The organism is Pseudomonas sp. TE31087 (assembly GCF_057284075.1).
In genome coordinates this window covers 127330-152033 of the sequence record NZ_JBXVNN010000001.1, presented here as the reverse complement: position 1 = coordinate 152033, position 24704 = coordinate 127330, and the positions used below count along the sequence as shown (strand labels likewise).

The following is a 24704-nucleotide window of genomic DNA, read 5'->3' as shown; positions in this document are numbered from 1 at the left end:
AGGCGCCTGCCACCATCTCGAGTTCTTCTACTGTGATATCGCGCATTATTACAATTCCCTATGGTTTTATTAAAAGATGTTCAGCGTTTACCCTTCGGCTACACGCGCGCGAAGCGCTTTTCGAATAGCAGCGATCAAAGCGCCCAGAATCCCAGGCGCCCCAGGCTCGCCACCAGTCGCAAACGCGCGAGGTGCCAACGGTTCAATGCAGCAATATGCTCCTGCTCCGCCATTGCATAGGCGGAAGAAGCATTGAGCAGCTCGATCATGCTGCCCACCCCAGAGCGATAACGGCCCTGGACCACGTTCAGGGCAAGCATTGCCTGCTCCACCCACTCGGCGGTTCTTTCAAGTGCCTGGGTTTCGGTACCCAGGGACTGGTAGCTGTCCCACAGCTGCAGCGATACGCGCTGCTCGACATCCGCCAGCTCTGCTTCACTGGCCTGCATCCTGGCCCGGGCACCACGCACCTGGTAGGTGCGCTCGAATCCTTCGAACAGCGGGATGTTGAGTTGCAGACCGACAACGCTGTCACGGGCGCGGCTGTCGCCATCAAAGTCGGTTGACCGATGTGCCTGCATATCTGAAAGCGAAGCGATCAGCGACAGCGACGGGCGACCGGCAGCCTCGCGCTCGGCGATACCAGCTTTCGCCGCATCCAGCCGGGCCTTTGCGGCTATGACTGCGGGATGGTCCAATCCCGCCTGTTCGAGTAGCGCATCCAGGTCCTGGACGAAAGACGTGGTCGGGCGCCAGGCCAGCGTCCCCGCCAGCGTCAGCGTCGTCTGCAGCGGCAACCCTGCAAGCAGGGCAATCTGCCCCTGGGCGCTGCGTACCGCCCCCCGGTCCCGAACTTCGTTCAGGCTGGCTTGTGTGTAGGCGGTCTGTGCCTGCAAACGATCTGAAAGCGCGGCCGCGCCCGCTTCGTACTTGGCGGACGCATCCTTGAGATTCTCGGCCGCCAGTGCGGCAACCTGTTCTGCAAGCCGCTGCCTGTCCTGGGCCGCCAAGGTGTCGTAGTACAAACGGGCCGCTTGCAAAAATGCCTGCTGCAAGCGCTCGTCCTGATCGGCATTGGCCGCCACCAGCAATTGCCGCGCATGACGCAGGTCGGCCTCTCGTCGACCGGAATCGAACAGCACCCAGCTCAGGCCCAGTCGATTTTCGAGCTGACGCTGCCTGCCCTGGATCGAGTGATCCTCTCGGTTGTCGTAACGGCTGTCATTGCGACTGCGACTGAACGAGGACCTAGCATCAAGCCTTGGCAGGTAGGCCGATTGGGCTATTCCCACCTGCGCGGCCTGGAACTTGGCCTCAGCCCAGGCACGTCGGGCCTTGGGGTCACGACATAACACACGCTCGATCATGACATCGAGGGTAAGCCCCCCTGGTTGCACAGGGTCAATACAGGTTGCACCTGCTTCGGCATCGTTGCGCGCAACCATGACCGCCACGGACTCATCGGTCGAGAATACATCCAGCGCAACGACGCCGGACGACCACGCGTACAGCATGCCGAGCAGACAGCCAAAGAAAGTGCCAGCGCTCACGATGTGACCGCCCCGCCTGGGCAGGACGGTGAATCCACCCTCGGCAGATCGAGCCTGACTCGGCCTGCTTCAAGGTGTACCACCCGGTCTGCCGAGGCAATCGTCTCGGCGCGGTGGGCAACGATGATTCGGGTCACGGCGAGCGCACGCACCGCAGCATTGACCCGCTGCTCACTGGCCACATCAAGATGGCTGGTCGCCTCGTCGAGGATGAGGATATCCGGCCGCTTGTACAGTGCCCTGGCCAGCAGCAAGCGCTGTTTCTGGCCTCCGGACAGCACCGTGCCCATGTCGCCTACCAAGGTGTTGTAGCCCATTGGCATGGCCATGATTTCGGCATCGATGGCCGCCATGCGCGCGCATTCCATGGCCCATTCCAGATCGGGGCTCGACTCGAAGAACGTGATGTTGTCTGCGAGCGAGCCGGCGAACAGGCAGTCATCCTGCATCACCGTGCCGATCCGTCCGCGCCAGGACTCCAGATCCAGCTGGCGCAGCTCATGCCCACCCATGCGAATCTGGCCACTGGTGGGCGGCAATATCCCCAGCAGCACATTCACCAAGGTACTCTTGCCGCATCCCGAGGCACCGGTGATGGCAACGGACTCCCCGGGCGCGATGTGCAGGTCGATGCCATCGAGCACCAGCGGCTCATGCTCGGAGTAGCGATAGCTCAGGTTCTGGATGTCGATGGTCATCTGGCGCGCTGGCCAGTCCGCGCCCTGGGGGGTATCCCGCTGTTCCTCGGGAGGGTGGGTGACGATGTCGGCCAGCCGCTCACCCTGCAAACGCAACATGTGCAGGTCGAACAGGTGGTCTACCAGGCTGGCTACACGGCTGACGAACTGCCCCTTGTACGCCATGAACGCCATCAGCACGCCGACCGTGAAGTGATTGCTCATGACCAGCGATGCACCTAGACCGATGGTGCAGAGGTTTTCCAACCCGAAGATCAGCGCGTTGAGTTGGGTGTAGAGCAACTGCAGTTTCTGCGTGCGCAATCCGGCGTTGATCTGGGCAACCAACAATCCGAGCCAGGTGGAGCGCCGTTCACCTTGACGCTGGAACAACTTGAGCGTGCGTACCCCTCGCAGCGTTTCGAGGAAATGGCTCTGCTGGCGCGCCGCATGAACGATCTGCTCCTCGCTGGCACGGCGCAGTGGGCCATACCACATCCAGCGAACCAGGATATAGGCCACCATCGCCAGCACGGCGATCATCGCCAGCGACGGGCTGTAGAGGAACATCAAGGCAAGGGTGGCGACAGTCATCAGGCCGTCGAGTATCGCCGAGAAGAACGCCGCAGTCAGCGTATGCTGAATCTGATCGACAGCCCCGAAGCGAGACACCACGTCGCCCAGGTGACGCCTCTCGAAGTACTGGATCGGCAGACGCAGCAGATGACTGAAGAGGTTTGCCCGCCACTGCACGCTGAGCAACGTGCTCATGTGCATCATGACCCAGGCGCGCGTGGCACTGACCAACTGCTGCATCAAAAGCAACAGGCCAAAGCCGATCATCAGCGTGGTCAGTAGATCACGGTCCTGGGTGACCACGACGTTGTCGAGGGTCCATTGCAACAGGAACGGACTGACCAGTGAGAACACTTCCAGCACCAGCGCCAACAGCAGCACCTGGGCCAAGCCACGGTACAGCCCGCTCACACGCCCGAGCATCTTGGTCAAGCCCAACCGGGGCTTGGCGGCCTGCGCCTCGAAGCCCTGCTCGGGCCATACCTCCAGGGCAACGCCGGTGAAGCTTTCACTGGCTTGGGCAAAGCTCAGCTGGCGCACCCCTTGGCCGGGATCATGCAGGGTCAGGTGCTGCCCATGGACAGCCTTGAGCACCACGAAATGGTTGAAGTTCCAATGCAGCACGCATGGCAGCTTGAGCTTGTTCAGATCGCTCAGCTCCAGCCTGACCGCACGGGTGCCCAGGTTGAGGCGCTCGGCAGTCTGCATCAGTTGCCTGAGGGTGATGCCTTTGAGCGAAACGCTGAACTGCCGGCGCAGCTCCATCAGGGTCGTATGATGGCCGTGCATGCCTGCGATCATGGCCAGGCAGGCCAGTCCGCACTCGGTTGCCTCGGTCTGCAGGATCAGCGGAAGACGGCGCCCCAGGCTCGGGGTGATGGCGTCGATGTAGTTCATGCGTCCATTCCTAGAGTTTGCCCGTCAGGCTGTAGAGCGGTTCGAGCACCCACTCGTAAAGACGCCGGGTTTCCTGCAGCACATCCGCCTCGACCAGCATGCCGGCCTGCAATGCCCGGGACTCCCCGTACGCCTGCACCGACTGCCTATCGATCGCCACGCGAATGCGATAGATCTGTTCACCATTGCCTCCCAGGCCGGGCACGCTCCCGACCACATTGGCAAGCTCGGCAGCCGAAAGCGTGGTCCTGGACACCGAAACGACCTGACCATGGTGCTGGCCAAATTTCTGATAGGGGTAGGCCTGGTAGCGAAGCAGCACCGCATCGCCCGCCTGGATAAAGCCAATGGCTTTGCTGGGGGCATACAGCTCTGCCTGCAGATTGGCATCCGCCGGTACCAGGCTCATCAGCGTGCGCGAACTGTCCACCACCTGCCCCGGCCCCACCAGGATGGAGGTGGCCACGCCTGGCTGGGGTGCCGTAATGACCAGCGAGCGCTTGGCTTCGCTTTCGATCAACGCCTGCTGCACCGACGACAGCGATCGGCGAATGCTGGCCAGCTGATTACCATGTAGTGCCTCCAGCCCTGCCCGTTCATGCTGTCGCTCGACCAACTGCTGCCTGAGCACGGTCGATTCGCGCACCAGGCCCTGAAGACTCTGGCGCTGCCCCAGAAGCTCGGCCTGGCGCTGTTGAAGCTGGTCCATGGAGATATAGCCTTTGTCCATGAGCCCCTGATAGCGCTCGGCCGCATTGCCGGCCAGTTGCACAAGCCGCTGCTGGCTGGCGATCTGCTGCGCCAGCGTGTCCAGCTCCTGAGTGAGGCTTCGCAGCTTGCTATCCAGACTCTGCCGCGCCTCAACCTGCAGTTGCTGCTGCTTGCGCAACTCCTCCTCCAGGGAACGACGCTGCCCCTGAAGCTGATCGCTGACCCCTGCCTGGACAGGCCCCGAGTCGACCGAGCGCTCACTGGAAATCAGGAACAGCCGCCCGCCCTGCTCTACCTGCTGCCCTTCCTCGACGTAACGCTCCAGCACGACACCATACTGCGGCGAATGAATTTTCAACTGTCCGGACGATGGCACCAGTTGACCTGGGACGGTGCTACGCCTCGTATAACTGCCATAGAAAAAGAAACTCACGACCAACACCGCGAGCAACAACGCCACCAGTGTCATCACCGTGAAGGACACAGGCCTGACCAGCACGATGTCACCCAACCAGGTGCTCTGTCGCGCGGCCAGCGCTTCGGGTCTGAACAAGGGGGCCTTACCTGTCACGCAGTTATCCTTTACCTGGCCGGGAGACTTCACCCCGGGCCCGACCTCAGCGGGTCGGCTTGATTACGAAGGTGCCCTCAGCGGACAAAAATAATGTGCGGCCCAACTAAATTTTTGACGCCGCCGCTCGTCCTCCCCCACCATGTACAGGACAGCACACAGAGCCACTTGACTTTGTCATCCGCCGCCTGACATTCGGCAACCGCAATACAAAGGAAACATGCGTTGAACATCACGGAACGAGAACACGACGTTATTCATTGCTTATCGAGAGGGTTGACCAACAAGGAAATCGGACAACAACTGGGTATCAGCCAACACACCGTCAGGGACCATTTGTCCTCGGTATTCAAAAAGCTGAATGTTGGCAGCCGCATTGAACTGGCCATACTGTTCAGTACATCAAACGAACACCCGCCCTCGCTTCAACACAAAGCCGCAGGCAATACGTAATTATTCACATTCTTGAAGCGCTGGCCATCCTACACCTGTAGGGTGGCACTTTGACATACCCACAGAGTATAAACGTCAACATGCCCGCCTTGCAGAGCCGCACGCCGTAGCGGGCCTCCCCGGCCTTGACACGCCTCGACTAATCGCCAGAACTTATTCCGTCCAGATGATCGCCCCAGACAATGAAGTGGCGCAACTCAACGAGTTGCACGAAGTATTCGTCCCTTTTGAAACGGAATATATCGAGGGCTGTGAAGTTATTTATCTTAACGAGGCGCTGTGTGAACGGCAGAACTCGACTGACTTGCTGGCCTCTTACAGCTACATGATCCGGACCGATACCGTGCCCCGGCGCGCCAATGCAACACGCAAGACCTTCATGGCTGAACGTTACGGCGGCGACGGCATTCTCAGCAACGGCGGCGGCGCACGCTGTGGTTTTGATGGAGTGTGGCAACTTAAGGGAATTGGGGCCAATCCGCTGGTAGGTCACGATGTGGATGCGGGACATGGTGATGGCAACTTGTCGTTGACCACCGCACTCTATGAGTCGGTGTGGGCAGAAATCATCGCGTCGGTGCTGCCTTTCGGGGCGACAAGAACCATTGCCATCCTCGACACCGGCCTGACCTATGACACCTGGCGCGGGACGCTGAAACGCGGCCTGCTGGTTCGCCAGCCGGTTGTGCGCCCGGCGCATTTCATCAGGTCCATCTACTTCAGACAGCAGCGCCTGGATGGCCTGGGTGAAGATGCCCTACGGGTGAAACAGGCCATTCAACGGCTCGTCGAGTTCCTTCCCCAAGCACGAGCCTCGACAACGCCAATACCCTCACTCGAACAACGCCTGGAAAATGGCCTGGTCGAGTTGGCCGGGCGCTACGCCGAGCAGTTCGCGGCCGCGCGCGCCAAACACATCATCCATTTCAATGTCAGTGCATCCAACGTTTCCCTGACCGGTGGCTGGCTGGACCTGAGCGGCATTTGCCTGTTCACTCACTTCATCAATGGCGACCGCTCCAGCATCGACCGCTTCAACAGCGAATACCTGCCCGCCCTGCAGAGTCTGCAGAGCCTGTGCTACTACCTGGGCAAGTACGCAGTCGTGGACAACGAGGTGTCGCTACACCTCTGGCAAAAGACCCTTGAGCAATTCAACCAACGCTACAGCCATTACCTGAATCTGTATCAGGTCGCCCAGGCCGGATTCCCACTCTGGTTGTTGCGCCGCCTGGAGAACACCCCGGAGTTCAACGCCTTTGCCACTGCACTGCAGCGCATTCTGGCGCTTGACGATTTCACTGTTACCGCCATCGCCGACACCACGGGCTGGGACGGTTATCAACGCTGGAGTGGACGACTCTTTCACGCGCTGCTGTCGCGCAACGGCAAAGATGGCGATCTGGCTTGGCTGGGGAGCGATGCCACGCTGACCGGCCCATTGTGCTCAAGCTACGACCAGCTGTTTACCAGGGTTGCGCAGGCGGCTGGCGAGTACAACATAGACCGCCATAACCTCCAGCTCACCCTGCTGATCAATGCCACCCGGCTGAACCGGAGCCACCGTGTGCTGCATGAGCTGCAAAGCATTATCGAGGCTATTGATGCAGAACCGGTCGGCGACCGAAGAGTGGCCTTGCATGCACTGCAAGACCACGCACTGCTGGCTGGTCGCTTCAATCTCGGCCACGAACAGCCGAATGCCCTGCCGTTCTGGTCAAGTGCCACGCTAGCCATCTGCTTCAACCCGCAAACCGGCCGGTTCAGCCTGTCGGAGCGCGCTACAACCCCGCTGACGCTGGAGGCGTTGTCGGCAAAAGCCGAAGGCCATGAAGAAATCAGGCAGGCATTGAACTTCTACCCTGGCCTCGTGAGGTAAACAGATGAACAAACATTACACTCTGCAGACCAGCTGCCGAGACGCCAAGCTCAATGACAAGGCAACGATGCTGGGCCATGCCGCCATGGTCATGGCCGGCTGCCGACGCTCTTCAGGCTTCCAGATACGCACGTTGTACTACTGGCTCGCACCCGCTATCGAGCACGCACAGATCATCATGCTCTTCGACTCGACCTGTGCGCCGAGGGGCTTTCTCATCTGGGCGCACCTGGCGCCCGACACCGAGCAACGTCTGCTCCAGGACCCGAACTTCCTGCTGCACCCGAGTGAATGGAATGAGGGTGGACGCGCCTGGGTCATCGATTTCTGTTTCCCGGGGGGCGCTGTCAAAGAGGCGCTTTCCATGCTGAGACAGCATTTGCGCGAGGCTGGCATCGACCAGATTTCCTGGGTGCGCAGGCGCGCAGACTATTCGATTCGACGAATCGGGAGCTGCAGGACAGAGAAGCAAACCAGATGAATACTTGTACACACAAATGTCACGTTTAGTGCCATTTTTGTGTGCACTTTATCGGGGTAACGCCCCAATAGGTTACACATCCCTCATCAGGAAAATTGACCAAACGATCAACTAAATCAACACTATAAAATTTAAACCTGTTCACTCGGTCAATTTATAATTCAATATTTTCATTTACTTACCTTTTACATAGATAGATTCGAAATAAAGGTTAACTAGCATTCCCACTCCTGCTGGCATGGAACTGGCTTTTGTGTGTTTGTGTTTTGTATACAAGTTTTACGAAACATAAATACACAAGAACCCGCAGCGTCGCCCCACCGGCGACCGTTGCGCCCAGAACCCAGTGATGCCAACGCCTGCACCGACGAGATGGCGAGCCCGTGCGCCAGCGCCCGCTCATCGCAGTCACACGCATCAGGAGCCGCCGGAATGAGTAGCAGCCTCCCCCTTGCCCCTGAACTTTCCGTTGCCAGCACCCATCCCTCGACCACCACCCTCGAAGGCCAACCCGCCGATCTCGAACTGAGCCCGCGCCTGCACAACCGCGACCTCGCCCCGACCAAACTGGCAGGCCGCCGCTGGGGCGGCTACAGCATCTTCGCGCTGTGGACCAACGACGTGCACAACATCGCCAACTACTCCTTCGCCATGGGGCTGTTCGCCCTCGGCCTGGGTGGCTGGCAGATCCTGCTGTCGCTGGCGATCGGCGCGGCGCTGGTGTACTTCTTCATGAACCTGTCCGGCTACATGGGGCAGAAGACCGGCGTGCCGTTCCCGGTAATCAGCCGCATCGCCTTCGGCATCCATGGCGCGCAGATCCCGGCGCTGATCCGCGCGGTGATCGCCATCGCCTGGTTCGGCATCCAGACCTACCTGGCCTCGGTGGTGCTGCGGGTGCTGTTGACCGCCGTGTGGCCGCAGGTGGCCGCTTACGACCACGACAGCATCCTCGGCCTGTCGAGCCTGGGCTGGGTGTGCTTCGTGGCGATCTGGCTGGTGCAGCTGGTGATCCTCGCCTACGGCATGGAGATGGTGCGCCGCTACGAGGCCTTCGCCGGCCCGGTGATCCTGCTGACCGTGGCGAGCCTGGCGGTGTTCATGTACTTCAAGGCCGATGCGCGCATCGCCTGGTCGGTCGCCGAGCCCCTGAGCGGCTACGAAATGTGGCGCAATATCTTCGCCGGCGGCGCGCTGTGGCTGGCGATCTACGGCACCCTGGTGCTCAACTTCTGCGACTTCGCCCGCTCCTCGCCATGCCGTAAAACCATCCGCGTCGGCAACTTCTGGGGCCTTCCGGTGAACATCCTGGTGTTCGCGGCGATCACCGTGGTGCTGTGCGGCGCACAGTTCCAGATCAACGGCCAGGTCATCGACAGCCCGACGCAGATCGTCGCCAGCATCCCCGACACCGCGTTCCTGGTGCTGGGCTGCCTGGCCTTCCTGATCGTCACCGTGGCGGTGAACATCATGGCCAACTTCGTCGCCCCGGCCTTCGTGCTCAGCAACCTGGCGCCGCGCCACCTGAACTTCCGCCGCGCCGGGCTGATCAGCGCCACCCTGGCGGTGCTGATCCTGCCCTGGAACCTGTACAACAGCCCTCTGGTGATCGTGTACTTCCTCTCAGGCCTGGGCGCCCTGCTCGGCCCGCTGTACGGCGTGATCATGGCCGACTACTGGCTGCTGCGTAAGGGCCGCATCAACGTGCCCGAGCTGTACAGCGAGAATCCCGCCGGCGCCTACCACTACACCCGCGGCATCAACCTGCGCGCCCTGGCCGCGTTCATCCCGGCCGCGCTGCTGGCCATCGTCCTGGCCCTGGTGCCCAACTTCCACGGCATCGCGCCGTTCTCCTGGCTGATCGGTGCCGGTATCGCCGCCGCCGTCTACCTGCTGATCGCGCCACGCAACCGCCAATACCTCGATGTCAGCGGCGAATGCATCGCCGTCGACCACAGCAGCCACTGATTTCAGGGAGATCCGTCATGCGTATTCTGATCGCCAACGTCAACACCACCGAAGCCATCACCGAAGCCATTGCCGAGCAAGCGCGCAGCGTGGCCGCGCCCGGTACCGAGATCGTCGGCCTGACCCCGTGGTTCGGCGCCGAGTCGGTGGAGGGCAACTTCGAGAGCTACCTGGCCGCCATCGCGGTGATGGACCGGGTGCTGGCCTACGATCAACCCTTCGATGCCGTGATCCAGGCCGGCTACGGCGAGCATGGCCGCGAAGGCCTGCAGGAGCTGTTGGACGTGCCGGTGGTGGACATCACCGATGCCGCCGCCAGCACTGCCATGTACCTGGGCCACGCCTACTCGGTGGTGACCACGCTGGACCGCACCGTACCGCTGATCGAGGACCGCCTCAAGCTCTCCGGACTGTATGAGCGCTGCGCCTCGGTGCGCGCCAGCGGCCTGGCGGTGCTCGAGCTGGAAAGCGACCCACGGCGTGCGGTGGAAGCCATCGTCGAGCAGGCCGAGCGCGCCGTGCGCGAGGACAAGGCCGAAGTGATCTGCCTGGGTTGCGGCGGCATGGCCGGACTCGACGAGCAGATCCGCCAGCGCACCGGGGTGCCGGTGGTGGACGGTGTGAGCGCGGCGGTGACCATTGCCGAATCACTGGTGAGGCTGGGGTTGAGCACCTCCAAGGTGCGCACCTACGCCACGCCGCGGGCGAAGAAGGTGGTGGGCTGGCCGATGCGCTTCGGGCACTGATCTACCAGCAGCGCGCCCGTCGCAGGGCAAGCCCACTCCCCTGGCGTCAAAAGCAATCCGTGGGAGCGGCCTTGCCCCGCGATGAGGCCAACAAGGTCAGCGCAACAGCCTCGCCAGCCGCTCGCCACTGCCACACGCCAAGGTGAACCCCAGCGCACCATGCCCCAGGTTCAGCCACAGGTTGCGATACCGTGTGGCCTCGATGATCGGCACCCCGGTCGGCGTCGCCGGCCGCATCCCAGCCCACTCCACCGCCTGCTTGTAATCAGCGGCCTCCGGCAGGGTCTCGCGCGCCAGCCGTCGCATGCTCGCGAGCCTGCCGGCATCCACCGACTCGTCGTAACCGACGATGTCCACCATCGCCGCCACACGCAGCTGATCCTCCAGCCGGGCATAGACGATCTTGCGCTCGTAGTCGGTGATACTCACATCGGGCGCCCGATGCGCGGCGCCAATCGGCGCGGTCAGGCTGTAGCCTTTCAAGGGATAGACCGGCAAATTCAAGCCCGGCAATGCCAGGCCGGCGCTACGGTGCCCGGCGCAGAGCACCAGGTGCTGCACTTCCAGCCGTTCGTTGCCCAGCTCAAGGGCCAGCACCTGATCATCGTGCGCTATCAGCCGTGTCACCGGTCGCCCCAACAGCAACCTGCATTGTCCCGACGCCTCCAGGCGCTCGGCCAGACGCAGGCAAAAACGGTGGCAATCGGCGACCTCTTCGTCCGGGGTGAACACGCCGCCAACGAACGGTGCATCGAAAAGCGCCGGGTCGAGTTCGCGCAGTTCGGCGGCATCCAGTGTTCGCTGGCTGTGGGAATCAAGCAAGTTTTGGCGCCCGTGGTCGAATGCACGCTGGGTACGGAATGCGACCAGCTTGCCATTGCGCCGCCAGGCGAAATCATCGAGGCCGTCCTGCTCGCGCCAGCGCTGCAAAGCCGCCTGGCTTTCGAGCGCCAGACTCAGCAGCCGAGCGGCATTACGGCGATTGACGGAGGTACGGCAGGCCATGACGAAAGCCGCCAGCCAACGCCACTGCGCTGGGTCCAGACGCAACCGAAGGCGCAACGGCGAGTCCCCCTGCAACAACCAGCCAAGCGCCTGCCACGGCACACCGGCATCGGCCAGTGGCGCCACGTAGCGGTACGAAAGCTGCCCGCCGTTGGCAAAACTTGTGGCGCTGGCCAGGCTGTCGCGGGCCTCGACCAGGTCGACCTGCCAGCCGTCGCGCACCAGCGCATAAGCCGTCGCCAGGCCGACCACCCCGCCGCCGATCACTGTCACCCGCTGGTTCATGCATCCGTTCCCGTCCAGGCCTGATGGCCAGACAGTAACAGCAGGTCAGGTCGGACAGCCAGGCTTGCATCCTTGGACAATAGAAAATGCCGCGGAAGCGACGCGAAGGCTTGAATCAGCGCACTGCGCGAACGCTGTCATTCCACATGCTTATAGCGGTCACGATAGACAACCAGGCACACACCCAGCACGATGGCGAAGGACTTCCACAACACCACATCAACCCCATTGAGCGTTTCACAATGCAAGAACAGCATGCCGAGCGCCCCAGCAATGAGCAGACTCACGCCAAGCCAGGTACGCAGCCGGGGTGACCTCAGCCAACGATCAATGGCGAAGCCTATGAATAGCGACAGGATGATCTGAACAGGATCCTCGTACATTAACGATTCTCACGCTGTGACGATCATCGAGATCGAAGTGTGTTGAGGGCCAATACCACCTTTGACCTTGGCATCGATTGAAACCAGAACATCACCCGAGTGATAGGTTGGCAGACGATCCGCCACAAATGCCGCAGTAGCGGTTTTGGCCAGACCACCCGATATGAAACCGCCCGCGAGCAACCCGACCGTCGAACCCACGGCCGCCGACACCAACCCGGTTACAGTCCAACGCTGAGCATTCAACGCATCGCCCTGAATGCGGTTCAGAGGCAGCGATATAGCGACTGAGACGAAACACGGAAGTACTCCCGCTTGCATCCGGTCATACACCTCCATCACCTTTCTGACGATTTGATAGTTGTGCTGACGTGCTGTCGAAAAGCACAGCTCATTGAGTCGACAACGCTCAAGAGGTTTTACGGTGAACTCGAATATATTGAATGCCACGCCGTGGTGTGCGACGACGTGATAGGTCCTTTCAAATGGCATGCGGAGCATTTCCTGCGTAAGGCTCTGGACAACGATCCAGGTGAACTTGCGACGATAGCTCCGGACATACCTCTTAAGGCACCAGTTGACGTCTGATATTCCGGTGGGAAACTTCCTAAATCAAACAATTAGCACCGCGGCGCCAGGCCTTCATAACCCGGTTCCTTGGCATGGCGCACATTGAAGGGCTGGATGCCCCAGATTTTCTACCTTTTGTTCAACCGGTAGGAATGCATTGGCTATACCGAAGACCGCCAGCCAACGCCACTGTCACCCGCTGGTTCATGCATCCGTTCCCGTCCAGGCCTGATGGCCAGACAGTAACAGCAGGTCAGGTCGGACAGCCAGACTCGCCGTGATCGAGCCCCTGGCGCAGGTTACGGCTGAGCAGGGTCGCCTTGCCATCGCGCCAGGTCAGCGTGAGCACGTACAAGGTATCGAAGTCGTCGCGATGCCAGTCTTCGGTGAGCACTCGCTCTTCGCCCAGGGCCTTGCCGGCCACGGTGTTGATCAGTTCCGGGAGATAACCGCGGGACCAGGCGGTGTAGACCGTCGCATTGCGGTATTTGCTACTAAGCAGCTCGTCGGCCAGATCGTCGGTGTCGTTGGCGCCATAGTCGATGTTCACCGGCAAGCCGAGGCGGATGGCGCTGGGGCTGATGGTCATCAGCGGGCGGATATAGCTGTAGCGCTCATCCAGGCTACCTTCCTCGACACCCCGCGAAGGGTTGGCGGCGAATACGTAGTCAGCCTCGCCAAAACGCTCGGGCAGCAAGGTGGCGAGATCCAGAGCGCGGTTGAGCCCCTGGCAGTTCAACTGCCCCAGCCCTTCGCCGGGCTTCTCGGCGTGGCGCAGGAAAACCAGGGTCTGGGTGCCATCCACGGGTTGCGCGCGGCTCTCGACCACTGCCAAGGCCAATGGTACGGCCGCAGCGGCGAGCGTCAGGCTCAACAACAGGTGACGACGACGGCGAAGGAAGGTGGGCAGCTTCATCTGGGACGGACTCTTGTGGCAAGGGGTACTGGGTTGCCCCGCCACATGGTCCGGCAGCCCTGGCTGCTGGTCGTCCCTGTCGTGAATGCCATCCGTGGCAGCGAGTGAGGCTCAGAGTGCCTTCGACCCGTTTGGTTCCTCCCTGGGCGCACATGCCGTTCCATGGACAAGGCCACGTTAACGCCTGTGTGTTGCTGAATTATTGCTCGCAGCTCAATCGTCGCGGGTCAGTACTTCCAGCAACTCGATCTCGAAGGTGAGGTCCGAATTCGGTGGAATAGAACCGACCGAGCGCTCGCCATAGCCCAGGTGCGCCGGCACCAGCAACTTGCGTTTGCCGCCCACGCGCATGCCCATCAGGCCCTGGTCCCAGCCCTTGATCACCCGGCCGGTGCCGATCACGCACTGGAACGGCTTGCCGCGCGACCAGGACGAATCGAACTCGCTGCCGTCGGCCAGGGTGCCGCGGTACTGGGTGGTGATCAGCGCGCCCTTGACCACGGACTTGCCGTCGCCTTCGTGTAGATCGATGACTTGCAGCTCACTGCTCATGGCAGGTTCCTCGAGACGGTTTTGGTGGGCGCCCTTTTCTCAGGAATGCTTGAGTTTGGCAAGGCTGGTCGGCTCAGGACGGGGCGAACTGTTCGAAGATCTGTTGGCCGGTGAGGTTCTTGGTCTCGTTCTCGAAGCAATACCAGGCGGGTTTTTCGTCGATGAAGATCTGCTCGGTGAAGGTCCAGTTTTCCGTGCCGTCCAGCAGGCCGACCGGCACGACATAGAGGTTGCCCTCTTTCAAGCGGTAGAACAGGTGCGTACCGCACCGGCCGCAGAAGCCGCGCTGGGCCCAAGGGGAGGAATCATAGACGCTCGGGGTTGGGCCCTCGAATTGCGGGGGCTCGGTGCAATGGACCGCCAGCAGCGGGCCACCGGTCCATTTTCGGCACATGCTGCAATGACAGGCGCTGACATGGGTGTTGTCGATTGTTGCACTCAGGTGAATTGCACCACACAGGCAACTGCCTTGTTTTTCCACGGGCATCTTAGGGCTCCTTGCGGTTGTTCCGGGGAGTTGCAGTATAGGCGCAGGCTCCAGGCATGTCCGGCATCGCCCTGCCTCAGCCCAGCATCCTGGCCAGGCGCTCGTAGGCAAGTGTGCGTGGCCGTACCCCGGATAATTCAGGCCCGCTCGTGCCCATTCGACCTAGCATTTTTGCCAGTTGTTACATAGCAGCACAATTCCTAACTTGGAAGCTCCGGCAATGCCTGTCCCCCGCGCCGGCCAGGAGAAGCACCTATGAGCAGCACGTCCAATACACCCGCGAAAAACACTACAACATCCGCCACTCATATCACAACGACAACGACAACGACGTCAACACCAACCACAACTACAACCACAACTACAACCACCACAACTGACACCAGCACCAACCCCACTCCCTACGCCAACTTGATGCCTCCGAAAATGGTAGATGCCGACGACGATGGCCAGGGGAATGGTGGACTCGGTTATTATGATTTGTTGCACAATCCGAAGAAGATTCTTGAAACGCGTGTTGGCCCGTACCTCGACGTAGCGGATGGCGATGACATTCAGTTATTTCTGGACGACACCATGATATACAGTCGATTCGTCAAAAAAGACGAGACCGGCGTCATAGTGCTAGAACCTACTGCAGAACATTTTATAAATACAAAAGAAGGCTTGCATGGACTCTGGTACAAGTTCATAAGTTTCCCAGGCGGAATAGAATTCCCCTCGGATGAAACCGCACTACTCATCAAGACCACGATCCCCGGGGACCCTGATAAAGACCTGCCGCTCCCAGAGGAAAACTACAAGCTGGAAAAAGCCTCAATCATCCCTGAATGGCTGGCAGGAGACACCGAGAAGGTCACCATAACGGTCCCCAAATGGACTTATCAATCCGGCTACGACACCTTGACGATACATTGGTCCGGATATGAATGCAGCATCCGAATTGATGATACCGATAACGACACGGTGATCGTTCTGGACGACGTGAAGTCCAAAATCCCAGGCGGTAGAACTTCGCTGCGCTACAGTATTACCGACGACGCAGGCAATTACTCCCTCCTGGCCCCGTCCACGACGGTGGATGTCGACTTCGACTATCCCGAACAGCCCGCCGCGCCGCGCCTTCTTGTCGATGGACATGAAGACGAAGAGATCGACATGAGGTACCTGTTGACCGACGACCTGACGGTGGTGGTGCCTGCGAATGAGAATCTGCGGCCGGGACAAGCTGTCGTCGTCGAGGCATACGGTCGGAACGCCGACGGCGAAGACATGCCTTTTACAAGTGAACCCCAGAACGTCGGCTCTCCGATTGAAGACATGTTGTTCAAGATTCCCAATGGCTTCGTAAAAGCATTGGTAAAGGGTTCGATCCGTGTCGCCTACCACGTGGACGGTCAACATCTCTCGAAAAGTACTTCCCGGCCGGTCACCCACACTGTCATTGCAGCCCCCAAACTTCCCCAAGCCAAGAACGACAAGCTGGATTACCAACGCGATGTGCAGCCCGATCAGCATCTCAAGGTCGACGTGGAGGCTTACCCCGGTATGCGAGCTGGACAAAAGGTCACTGTAGTGTGGAAGGCATCGGGCGTGATTGAATGGCGCAGCGAGGAGAAAACAGTCCGTTCACCGGGGACACTGAATTTCTTGCTGCCGGACTCGCTGGCAATGGGGGGCTACTCGAGTGAGGTCTCCGTGACCAGCTTTGTAAATGGCATAGCCTCCACACCACGCAGGGTGGCCGTTGAGCCTCAAGCGGTGGAAACTCCGGCCATCAAGATCACCTCTGATGGTGATAAGTACACTGCCGATATCGAGTTCCCAAAATGGGAAGATAGCGACATGGTTAACCTCATAATTAATGGACGAGTGGCAAAGCGCTCTACTAGTTATCAGCGATTTGATGAACCTGAAAGAGCCACAATTCTGGCACTAGACTCCTGGATAGCTGAAAACCGAGGCGGCGCCGCTTTGTTCAACTACGGTATCCGGCGCGACAAGGATACGACCTTCCTCTTCTCACCTCCCGGGCTCATTCAGCTCTGAACTACCAACCAGGGCCCAAGCCGGGCCCTGGTACCCCATGCCGATTTCCTGGCACCTGAAAACTAGCATTTTTGTCAGGTTACTTCCCATCACCCTTGGCTCAAGCTACCCGCACGCATGAGCCAGGAAGTGACGCCCATGTTCACCTTTTCCCGCACCATGCTCAGACTTTTCCTACAGTCTCAGTTTACTTCTTCCCGCACTCTTCAGCGCTCCCCGAATGCCTGTCCCACTTACTTATTCGCGTCGGAGTCCACGATGAAAAAAGACCTGCGCCTGCGTTTCCGCAGACCGTATCGATTTACCTGTGTCCTGCTGCTCGGCTGCACGCCCCTGGCCACAGCGGGCGTCCTCGATGGCCGCAGTGAACAGGCTACTGTCGAGGCCGGCAGCCCTGCAGAGTCCTGGCAAGTGCACAATGGCGCCACCTTGAACATGAACACAGGCAGCCAGGCCGATGCCTCGGACTCGTTCTCGGGAGTCGCGATCACACTGACCCAAGGCGGCCACCTCAACGCCACGGGCGCCACCATCAGTGCCGCCGGGCGTGCGATTCTCAACAACGACAGCAACGTGACCCTGGTCGGCAGCCGTGTGACCGCCACCGATGATGGCACCAGTGCCTTGTCCGGCGTCGCCTTGGAGATGTACGGCGGCACCAGCACCGTCGTGGGCTCGGTGCTCGATGGTGCCCGCCATGCAATTGCCATCAGCTCGGACAGCCGGGGCGACAACGCCGGTGATCAGGTGGCCACCCTGGATATCGCCGGCAGCCAGCTGATTTCGACCACCGGCAGCGCCATCCATGTCGGCAAGGCCTTCGACGCGGAGCCGATTGCCCCGACAGCCCATATCACCCTGCGCGATGGCACCGTGGTGCATGCGAACAATGGCACCCTGCTCGAGGTGGAGGACGACGCCAGCGTGTTCCTGACCATCAAGACCAGTGAAATCGAAGGCGATATCATCTCTGCCGACACCGCCATAACCCATGTGGCACTCGGTGAAAAAGCCATCTTGCGTAGCGCAATGCAGGGTGTGGACCAGCTCGATGTCGGCGCCTCCGCGCAATGGATCGTCACCGCTGACTCCTCCATCGACGAGCTTCTCACCAACAGTGGCAGGATCACCTTTCAAAGCGATAGGGAAGGCGACGAAGCCGGCCGGATTCTGACCGTGCATGGCGACTATGTCGGCGATGGCGGCAGCATAGAATTCAACACCAAGCTGGAGGGCGATGCCTCGGTAACCGACAGGTTGATCATCGAAGGCGATACCAGCGGCACCACGTCAGTCAGCGTCAACAACCTCGGCGGGTCCGGTGCCAAGACCTTGAATGGTATCGAACTGATCACCGTCGGCGGCGCCTCCAACGGGGAATTCACCCAGGCAGGTCGTATCGTTGCCGGAGCCTACGACTATCAACTGGTACGGGGTGAAGGCGATAACAGCGGCAACTGGTACCTGCGAAATGAATTGATCGATCCGGGCAACCCTGGAGCGCCGATCCTGATCGTCCGTCCCGAAGGTGGCGCCTACGCGGCCAACCTGTACGCGATGAGCACCTTGTTCGACGCCAGTGTCGGCCAGCGCGGCGGCGACACCGAACGTGCCGACACCCTGGCGGCCGACGGCCGTTCGACCAACCTGTGGATGAAGCACAGCGGCGGGCACCAGCGCAGCACCGACAGCAGCGGGCAACTCAACACCCACGTCAGCCGCAACGCCACGCTGTTCGGCGCCGACCTGGCCGGCGGCTCGACCCGTGCCGGCGGCGCCTGGCGCACCGGGGTCTTTGCCGGCTACGGCAACAGCCATGGCAACAGCACCTCGCAGCTGACCAATCACTCCGCCAGCAGTCAGGTCAAGGGCTATACCACCGGTGTCTATGGCACCTGGTTTGCCAACGGTAACAGCGAACAGGGCCTGTACACCGACGCTGTGCTGCAATACAGCTGGTTCGACGCCCAGGTCTCCGGCGACGACGTGGCCACCGAGCGCTACAGTGCCAAGGGCGTCTCCACGTCACTGGAAGCCGGCTATGTGTTCAGCGACCGCTTCGAAGACGGCGATGCCTGGTACCTGCAACCCAAGGCCAAGGTGGTCTGGTCGGGTGTGACCCCCGACGATCACCGCGAAGACAACGGCACCGTCGTCTCCACCCAGGGCAGCGATACCCTGAGCGTCAGTGTCGGCGCCCGCGCCTCGCTCAAGCTGAACTACACCGGCGATGACACCCTGGCCGACAGCTTCAAGCCCTTCGTCGAAACCAACTGGATTCACAACAATCGCCAGGCCGGCGTCAACCTCGACGGCGTTAGCGTGACCCAGGCCGGCACCCGCAACATCGCCGAATTCAAGGTCGGCGCGGAAGGCCGCATCAACCGCGACCTCACGATCACCGCGTCGCTGGCCCAGCAAGTGGGCAGCAACGACTTCTCCGACACCGCGGCTTCACTGGCCGTGCGCCTGTCCTTCTGATCGCCTGGGCATGCGTCGGCCAAACCGACGCATGCCCCCTCCCGCCAGCCCGACCTAGTAATTCTGTCAGCTTACAAGTTCGCGCTTTTTCCCGACTATGAACCTGCGTTCGTTTGCACCGTACCCGGTATCGGAACGACTTGGAACACTGCCGAGGCCCGTCACCGCCAGCCCCAAACCTGAAGCCCTGACAGCACAGGAAAACAACCATGTCTGAACGTTATTTCATCGCCGAGTATCGGCCTGCCACCCTGCCGGCCAAATCCATTGCCTCGCAATGTGGTTGCCATAGCCGGCACGCCTACAAGGCGGTTCGAAAACCTGCTCGCATTAACGCCACGTGGGGCTTTGATGAGGAACTGGTGTTTCCCAAGGATGCGCTCGCTCCGACCCTCCCGGGTGTCGAGGCAGACAACCTGTTGCTGGCAGACTTCAGGAACTACCCTATCACGCTACGGTTCAGGATCCCGGCTAAAGTTGTCGACCCAACCCGGGATGCCGTACTGCTTCTCGTGGACGGGAGCGCGTTCAGCATCCCCATCACCTTCGAGGACTACAAGGCGGGGGACATCTTTTCCATCGAACTGCCCGCCAGCGCTCGCCAAGAAGGCATCCATACGATCCGGTACCGCATACATTACTCGAACAATCAATCGGAGGACGGTCCCCTCCAATCCTTCAAGGTCGATCTGACTGCACCTGGCCTGCCGTCACTGGCCGAATTGAACGTTGATAGCGACATCATCAAAGGCGGGGTCACCTCGGCCACCCTCGAAATCCACAATGGCAAGCACTACCTCAAAACGACCCTCAATGGCTACAACGGCCTTGGAATAGGCGACAGGATCCGTGGCGTGATCGCCGACCTCGACGGGTTCGGTAGCACAACGGATGTCGAGCAAGAATACGGGCCTGGAGACGAGATCATCTTGCGGTTCCTGAGGGAGGACATCGAACGTGCAGGGGATGGCCTTAAAACATTCGCCTATACCGTCACCGACCGCGCCGGAAATATTTCGCTCCCTTCGCGCCCCGTGACTCTCAAGGTACTGCTCGACGGCGAGCTGACCAATCTTCCGGCACCAGAAGTGGCAGACAGCGCCGATGGCATCATCAACGATGAAGAGGCGCGCAAACCGCTGGAAGTGATCATCCCCGCCTATTCGGACAAACCCATTCTGCCAGGCGACGCGATCGAGCTGATCTGGAGCGATGCCCACCACGAACCACTACCCATCCCCGATGGCGAGGAAGGTGCTCGCCTGCCGATCTACCCGGACTATGCAGCCCTTTACGACACCTGGAAGGCGCAATCGCAGGGGCACGATGAAACCGCCCGCATCACCGTAAGCTATCGGATCATTCGCGAAGGCATGGTGGCCGGCACCTCCGCAGGGTTGGACGTGGTCATCAACCTGCACCAGGTGGGTGGCGATCCAGAACCAGAGGTACCGACCCACCCGAACCTGCGTCCAGCCGTGCTGATGTCCTGGTCAGGGCAGCTCAACTACATCCCCAAAGATGACTATGCCAAGGACGCCAGGCTCTTCGTGCCATGGTTCGACCGGCACTCACCGACGGCACCGGTGCTGATCGAGGACGATGTGGTCCGGCTCAAATACGGTACCTATGCGTTTCCCCCACGGACCGTCAGCGACGCTGACGTCGGCAAGAAGGCTGACCTCGAATTTGCCCTCACGGCCGACCTGATCGCAGAACAAGCGGGTGGCACACAAGCCCTGGTCTATGAGGTGGAGCGCCCTGTCCAAGGCCCGACCCACAACACGTCACAGGGGCCGGTCCAACCAGTGCTCGTGGACGCTGATGAGCAACTGCCTGGCGATGGCGACCTGGGAGAAGGTGAGTACGCGCCCCTCAAGTCCGCCTGCTGCATCATCCCGGCTGATCTCGAGGATGGCAAGATCGTGTATTTCGTGACGCCGCCGTACAAGCACAAGCGAAGTGGCGACCTGATTGAAATCGATCTGGTCCAGGTAGAGGGTATCGAACACACAGATAACGAGTCGCCCTTGGAGGAGTCAAGAATCACCATGGCATATACGGTCCTCGATGCCAGTGAGGAGACCGAGGCGTACAAATTCCCCCTTGAAACGGCCAAATTGCTCGCACCCAAGAAACGTTGCCATATTCATTCCATATGGCAAGTTACCAGAAATGGGAAAACGGTGAAGAACGACACCACCGCCAAGCTGATCGTAGACTCCCGCGGTACTCAGTGAGCACTGCATAGTGCACGAGTTCTCCTCCAATGGGCCCTTCGGTTGACGCCGAGGGCCCCACAACACGCACGATGAGCGCACTCTCCTTGCGCCTCCCCCTTCGATGATCGACACCCGCCAGTGGCGACCTGGCAATTCTGTCAGGTTACAAGCGCGCGCTTTTTTCCGACCATGACTCTGCGATCGCATCGGCTGCGCCAGGTACCGGGACAGCCAGTAGGACTGCTGTGGCAGTGCCTGACGGGGCACGTCGCCCAGCAGCAACCCTGTGAATCCCTTAGCCACTGGAATGCAACCATGTCTGACCAATCTTCTCGCATCGACGTGCACACACCCGGCAAGGTGCCAAGCCAATCCATTGCCCACTCCGGGCGTTGCAAGTGCCCTATGTCCTACAAGCCAACACGCAAACGGTCGCCAGGCATACTGGGTTTTACTGATCCCTTGGTGTTCCCGGAAAACGCCCTGGCGGAATTGCCGCCGTCCGGCATTGCAGACAATTTACTGTTGGCAAGCGTCAGCTCCGACCCGCTCAAGCTCACATTTCCAGTGCCGGACTTGATCAAGGACCCGGACGGCGATAGCGTGCAACTGGTAGTAGATGGTGTTCCAGTGGATCCGCCCGTCACGTTCAAAGGTAAAAATCCTGGAGACACTTTTGAAATCGACCTGCCTGCAGCTGTTCGCACGGAAGGCACCCACACGATCATCTACAAAGTCATATACTCCGGCAGTGGGAACGAGAGCGGCCCAGCACAATCCTTCATTGTCGACCTGACCAAACCTGGCGAACCCTTGCTGGCCGAGTTGATTGTTGATGAGCTAATCAAAACGAACGGGCTGACCTCGGACAAGCTCAAGGAAGAGGACGGCGAGCAATACCTGGAATGCACCCTTGCCGGCTATGGCGGCATAGCGCCCGGCGACATCATCGAGGGGACGATCAACAGCACGTTACGTCCTCGACGCAGAGCCCGAGGAAGCATGCGTCGTCGTCCCAAGGACGGATTGACGCTGCGCTTCTCACGGGCAGATATCGAGGCCTTGGGGGATGGTACCCTCGTTTTCACCTACAACGTCACGGATCGGGCAGGCAATGTTTCGCAGATGTCCCTCCCACTGACGCTGAAGGTACTCCTCAAGGGGGAACTGAAAGGCCTGCTCGCCCCGCTGATTGCTGCACACAATGACGGTCTCATCATCGATGCAGAGGCACGCGAGCCTCTGGAACTGGTCGTACCCGCCCACACTGGCACGCCGGCTATCCAGCCGGGTGACAAGATCGAACTGGTGTGGGGTGACGCCGTGCATGAACTGGTGCCTATCCCTGGTGGCGAAGAACTCAATCCGCAGACTTTGAATCCCTCCTATGCAGCCCTCTACGATACGTGGAAGAAGGCAACGGCAGGTGACAACAAGGTCGCCAGTATCGACGTGTTCTACCGCATTATTCGAAACGATATTGTTGCCGGCACCTCGCAGACCACCACAGTGGCGGTCAACTTGTTTCAGGTTGGCGGCGATCCAAATCCAGATCCGGAAGATCCGGTGCATCCGAACCTGCGCCCCCCTTACCTGGAGACCGCAAGCAAACAATACAATGAAATCCCCAGTGATGAATTCGACCAGGACGCCACGATCTATATACCGTTGTACGATCGAAAGTTTCCACCCAGGAAGGTCTTGGAGAAGGGCGACAAGGTCTCCGTCGTTTATGGTGCAATAGCGTTCCCTGCACATACCGTCACTGACCTGGAAGCGAACGGCACGGCCGATCTGCAGTTCACCCTGACTGCCGCCCAGATCGCGCAAGAAGGCTCTGGTACACAACCGCTCTACTTCATGGTAACCCGAGAGATCACAGGGGGGGCGGAGAATACTTCGCTGTCCTATGAACAACCGATCGCGGTGCACGGAAACGATGAACTACCGGGCGAAGGAAGCCTCGACGATGGCGAATATGTCCCTCTCAATGCCTCCGGCAGAATCACAAGGGACGAGATCAGTCGAGGGGTCAAGTTCATTACGCCGCACTACAAGAACAAGAAGCCGGGCGACACCATCGCGATCACTGTATACCAGGCTGACAAAGATAAGCATGACGACAACGAAACGCCTATCGAAGAGAGCAGGTACACCTTCTCGAAACCCGTTGGCGAAGACGATAAAGACATAGAAACAGAGTTTGCAATCCCGGCACATCACCTGTTGGTCCCAAATGACTTTTGCCATATGCATGCCACATGGACCGCGAGAAATGAATCTGGCCTTGTGTCAAATACCACGACTCCTCTGGTGATTGTCGACACCCGCGGCGATAACGCTGAGCCTGAAAACAAGTCCTGACTACAGTAGACAATGGCAAGCTTGCACCATCAGCGTACCCCTTCGGGGGTACGCCCTCTTCGTTACAGATTCACTATGCCGCGCAAATACAATGCAGCATGACCGCAGATGATTACCCGGCCATTGCCCGGTGACTCACAGACCAACTGCCCCTTGCGCGCACCACCCTGCTGGCAATGAAGCCGTGCCTGCCCGAGCCGCTCGGCCCAGTAAGGGACCAACGAGGTATGCGCAGAGCCGGTGACCGGATCTTCATTGACCCCGACCCGAGGCCCGAACCAACGTGTGACGAAATCGAACCCGCCGCCCGGCGCCGTCACCGCGATGCCACGCACGTCGAAGCGAGACAAAGCGACGAAATCGGGCTGCAAGGCCGCAAGTTCCGCCGGGTCATCGATCACCACGATGTAGTCGTCGGTACGATACAAGCCTCGCGCACTGGCCACGCCCAGGGCCTCCAGCAACCCCGATGGCGTCTCCACTGCCAGCGGCTGCTTGGCCGGGAAGTCCATCGCCAGCAGGCCCTCGGCGCCGCGGCTGACCCGCAGTTCACCGCTGCGGGTGTTGAAGCGCAGCTCTTCGCGCTGCTCGCCCAACTGCTCGAACAGCACCCAGGCCGACGCCAAGGTGGCGTGGCCGCACAAATCAACTTCGACCGTCGGGGTGAACCAGCGCAGGTCGTAGCTTTCACCGTTGCGAACGAAATAGGCAGTTTCGGACAGATTGTTTTCTTCGGCGATACGCTGCAGCAGCGCATCGGGTAGCCAGCTATCCAAAGGGATCACCGCCGCGGGGTTGCCGCCGAACGGCTTGGCGGAAAAAGCATCGACCTGGAAGATCTCGAGTTGCATGCATGCACTCCTTCAAGTGAGAGTTATGGG

19 protein-coding genes are annotated in these 24704 nt (G+C 60.1%); 9 read left to right on the top strand and 10 right to left on the bottom strand.

Annotation, left to right across the window (positions count from 1 at the left end):
• Window positions 1-134 precede the first annotated feature (134 nt).
• The 3 genes from ACZ899_RS00665 to ACZ899_RS00655 are packed head-to-tail and all read right to left on the bottom strand — an operon-like array spanning window position 135 to window position 4964.
• Window positions 135-1550 (bottom strand): TolC family protein, encoded by a 1416-nt coding sequence (locus ACZ899_RS00665; RefSeq protein ID WP_234560309.1) that lies wholly within the window; start codon window positions 1548-1550, stop codon window positions 135-137.
• Window positions 1547-3700, bottom strand: coding sequence for a peptidase domain-containing ABC transporter (locus tag ACZ899_RS00660; RefSeq protein ID WP_234560310.1), 2154 nt, complete (start codon window positions 3698-3700; stop codon window positions 1547-1549). Before ACZ899_RS00660 ends, ACZ899_RS00665 begins: the two co-directional genes overlap by 4 nt.
• A 10-nt stretch (window positions 3701-3710) precedes the next feature.
• On the bottom strand, window positions 3711-4964 hold the full coding sequence (locus ACZ899_RS00655) for an HlyD family secretion protein (RefSeq protein WP_234560311.1): 1254 nt from the start codon (window positions 4962-4964) through the stop codon (window positions 3711-3713).
• A 243-nt stretch (window positions 4965-5207) separates the two neighbouring features.
• Between ACZ899_RS00655 and ACZ899_RS00650 the strand changes: the two genes are divergently transcribed.
• From ACZ899_RS00650 to ACZ899_RS00630, 5 genes are all read left to right on the top strand, one after another.
• A complete protein-coding gene (locus ACZ899_RS00650) occupies window positions 5208-5435 on the top strand; it encodes a response regulator transcription factor (RefSeq protein ID WP_442799877.1) in 228 nt (75 codons plus the stop codon).
• Window positions 5436-5601: 166 nt separating this feature from the next.
• Window positions 5602-7314 (top strand): hypothetical protein, encoded by a 1713-nt coding sequence (locus tag ACZ899_RS00645; protein WP_234560312.1) that lies wholly within the window; start codon window positions 5602-5604, stop codon window positions 7312-7314.
• Between the two features lie 4 nt (window positions 7315-7318).
• Window positions 7319-7795, top strand: a complete 477-nt coding sequence (locus ACZ899_RS00640; protein WP_186715353.1) for a toxin-activating lysine-acyltransferase — start codon at window positions 7319-7321, stop codon at window positions 7793-7795.
• A gap of 432 nt (window positions 7796-8227) precedes the next feature.
• A complete protein-coding gene (locus ACZ899_RS00635; RefSeq protein ID WP_234560313.1) occupies window positions 8228-9763 on the top strand; it encodes an NCS1 family nucleobase:cation symporter-1 in 1536 nt (511 codons plus the stop codon).
• A gap of 17 nt (window positions 9764-9780) precedes the next feature.
• On the top strand, window positions 9781-10509 hold the full coding sequence (locus ACZ899_RS00630; RefSeq protein WP_203651710.1) for an aspartate/glutamate racemase family protein: 729 nt from the start codon (window positions 9781-9783) through the stop codon (window positions 10507-10509).
• Between the two features lie 96 nt (window positions 10510-10605).
• Here the strand turns inward: ACZ899_RS00630 and ACZ899_RS00625 are convergent, their stop codons facing one another.
• From ACZ899_RS00625 to ACZ899_RS00600, 6 genes are all read right to left on the bottom strand, one after another.
• Entirely contained in the window at window positions 10606-11799 is a 1194-nt protein-coding gene (locus tag ACZ899_RS00625; RefSeq protein ID WP_234560314.1) for a D-amino acid dehydrogenase, read from the bottom strand.
• 137 nt (window positions 11800-11936) lie between these two features.
• The gene (locus tag ACZ899_RS00620; protein ID WP_234560315.1) at window positions 11937-12182 is read right to left on the bottom strand and encodes a hypothetical protein; all 246 of its coding nucleotides are present in this window, start codon (window positions 12180-12182) and stop codon (window positions 11937-11939) included.
• Between the two features lie 9 nt (window positions 12183-12191).
• Window positions 12192-12674, bottom strand: a complete 483-nt coding sequence (locus ACZ899_RS00615; RefSeq protein WP_232856557.1) for a hypothetical protein — start codon at window positions 12672-12674, stop codon at window positions 12192-12194.
• A gap of 331 nt (window positions 12675-13005) precedes the next feature.
• Complete coding sequence (locus ACZ899_RS00610) at window positions 13006-13668, bottom strand: histidine phosphatase family protein (protein WP_234560316.1); 663 nt, start codon at window positions 13666-13668, stop codon at window positions 13006-13008.
• A 213-nt stretch (window positions 13669-13881) separates the two neighbouring features.
• Entirely contained in the window at window positions 13882-14220 is a 339-nt protein-coding gene (locus ACZ899_RS00605; RefSeq protein ID WP_203651705.1) for an FKBP-type peptidyl-prolyl cis-trans isomerase, read from the bottom strand.
• Between the two features lie 73 nt (window positions 14221-14293).
• A complete protein-coding gene (locus ACZ899_RS00600) occupies window positions 14294-14707 on the bottom strand; it encodes a GFA family protein (RefSeq protein WP_234560317.1) in 414 nt (137 codons plus the stop codon).
• Between the two features lie 255 nt (window positions 14708-14962).
• On the opposite strand from ACZ899_RS00600, the gene ACZ899_RS00595 reads away from it, so the two are divergent.
• The 4 genes from ACZ899_RS00595 (at window position 14963) to ACZ899_RS00580 (ending at window position 23823) form a co-directional block, all read left to right on the top strand.
• On the top strand, window positions 14963-16756 hold the full coding sequence (locus ACZ899_RS00595; RefSeq protein ID WP_234560318.1) for a hypothetical protein: 1794 nt from the start codon (window positions 14963-14965) through the stop codon (window positions 16754-16756).
• A gap of 258 nt (window positions 16757-17014) precedes the next feature.
• Window positions 17015-19237 (top strand): autotransporter outer membrane beta-barrel domain-containing protein, encoded by a 2223-nt coding sequence (locus ACZ899_RS00590; protein WP_234560319.1) that lies wholly within the window; start codon window positions 17015-17017, stop codon window positions 19235-19237.
• Window positions 19238-19446: 209 nt separating this feature from the next.
• On the top strand, window positions 19447-21477 hold the full coding sequence (locus tag ACZ899_RS00585; RefSeq protein ID WP_234560320.1) for a hypothetical protein: 2031 nt from the start codon (window positions 19447-19449) through the stop codon (window positions 21475-21477).
• Between the two features lie 297 nt (window positions 21478-21774).
• A complete protein-coding gene (locus tag ACZ899_RS00580) occupies window positions 21775-23823 on the top strand; it encodes a hypothetical protein (protein ID WP_234560321.1) in 2049 nt (682 codons plus the stop codon).
• Window positions 23824-23885: 62 nt separating this feature from the next.
• Here ACZ899_RS00580 and ACZ899_RS00575 read toward each other — a convergent pair whose 3' ends face one another.
• Window positions 23886-24674: a PhzF family phenazine biosynthesis protein gene (locus ACZ899_RS00575; protein ID WP_234560322.1), complete on the bottom strand. Its 789-nt coding sequence runs from the start codon at window positions 24672-24674 to the stop codon at window positions 23886-23888.
• Window positions 24675-24704 lie beyond the last annotated feature (30 nt).

What these genes read in the sequence shown, in the direction of transcription:
- ACZ899_RS00660 (WP_234560310.1), bottom strand. Translation starts at nt 3,700, where the DNA reads ATGAACTACATCGACGCCATCACCCCGAGCCTGGGGCGCCGTCTTCCG.
- ACZ899_RS00645 (WP_234560312.1), top strand. Translation starts at nt 5,602, where the DNA reads ATGATCGCCCCAGACAATGAAGTGGCGCAACTCAACGAGTTGCACGAA.
- ACZ899_RS00640 (WP_186715353.1), top strand. Translation starts at nt 7,319, where the DNA reads ATGAACAAACATTACACTCTGCAGACCAGCTGCCGAGACGCCAAGCTC.
- ACZ899_RS00635 (WP_234560313.1), top strand. Translation starts at nt 8,228, where the DNA reads ATGAGTAGCAGCCTCCCCCTTGCCCCTGAACTTTCCGTTGCCAGCACC.
- ACZ899_RS00630 (WP_203651710.1), top strand. Translation starts at nt 9,781, where the DNA reads ATGCGTATTCTGATCGCCAACGTCAACACCACCGAAGCCATCACCGAA.
- ACZ899_RS00625 (WP_234560314.1), bottom strand. Translation starts at nt 11,799, where the DNA reads ATGAACCAGCGGGTGACAGTGATCGGCGGCGGGGTGGTCGGCCTGGCG.
- ACZ899_RS00620 (WP_234560315.1), bottom strand. Translation starts at nt 12,182, where the DNA reads ATGTACGAGGATCCTGTTCAGATCATCCTGTCGCTATTCATAGGCTTC.
- ACZ899_RS00615 (WP_232856557.1), bottom strand. Translation starts at nt 12,674, where the DNA reads ATGCCATTTGAAAGGACCTATCACGTCGTCGCACACCACGGCGTGGCA.
- ACZ899_RS00610 (WP_234560316.1), bottom strand. Translation starts at nt 13,668, where the DNA reads ATGAAGCTGCCCACCTTCCTTCGCCGTCGTCGTCACCTGTTGTTGAGC.
- ACZ899_RS00605 (WP_203651705.1), bottom strand. Translation starts at nt 14,220, where the DNA reads ATGAGCAGTGAGCTGCAAGTCATCGATCTACACGAAGGCGACGGCAAG.
- ACZ899_RS00600 (WP_234560317.1), bottom strand. Translation starts at nt 14,707, where the DNA reads ATGCCCGTGGAAAAACAAGGCAGTTGCCTGTGTGGTGCAATTCACCTG.
- ACZ899_RS00595 (WP_234560318.1), top strand. Translation starts at nt 14,963, where the DNA reads ATGAGCAGCACGTCCAATACACCCGCGAAAAACACTACAACATCCGCC.
- ACZ899_RS00590 (WP_234560319.1), top strand. Translation starts at nt 17,015, where the DNA reads ATGAAAAAAGACCTGCGCCTGCGTTTCCGCAGACCGTATCGATTTACC.
- ACZ899_RS00585 (WP_234560320.1), top strand. Translation starts at nt 19,447, where the DNA reads ATGTCTGAACGTTATTTCATCGCCGAGTATCGGCCTGCCACCCTGCCG.
- ACZ899_RS00580 (WP_234560321.1), top strand. Translation starts at nt 21,775, where the DNA reads ATGTCTGACCAATCTTCTCGCATCGACGTGCACACACCCGGCAAGGTG.
- ACZ899_RS00575 (WP_234560322.1), bottom strand. Translation starts at nt 24,674, where the DNA reads ATGCAACTCGAGATCTTCCAGGTCGATGCTTTTTCCGCCAAGCCGTTC.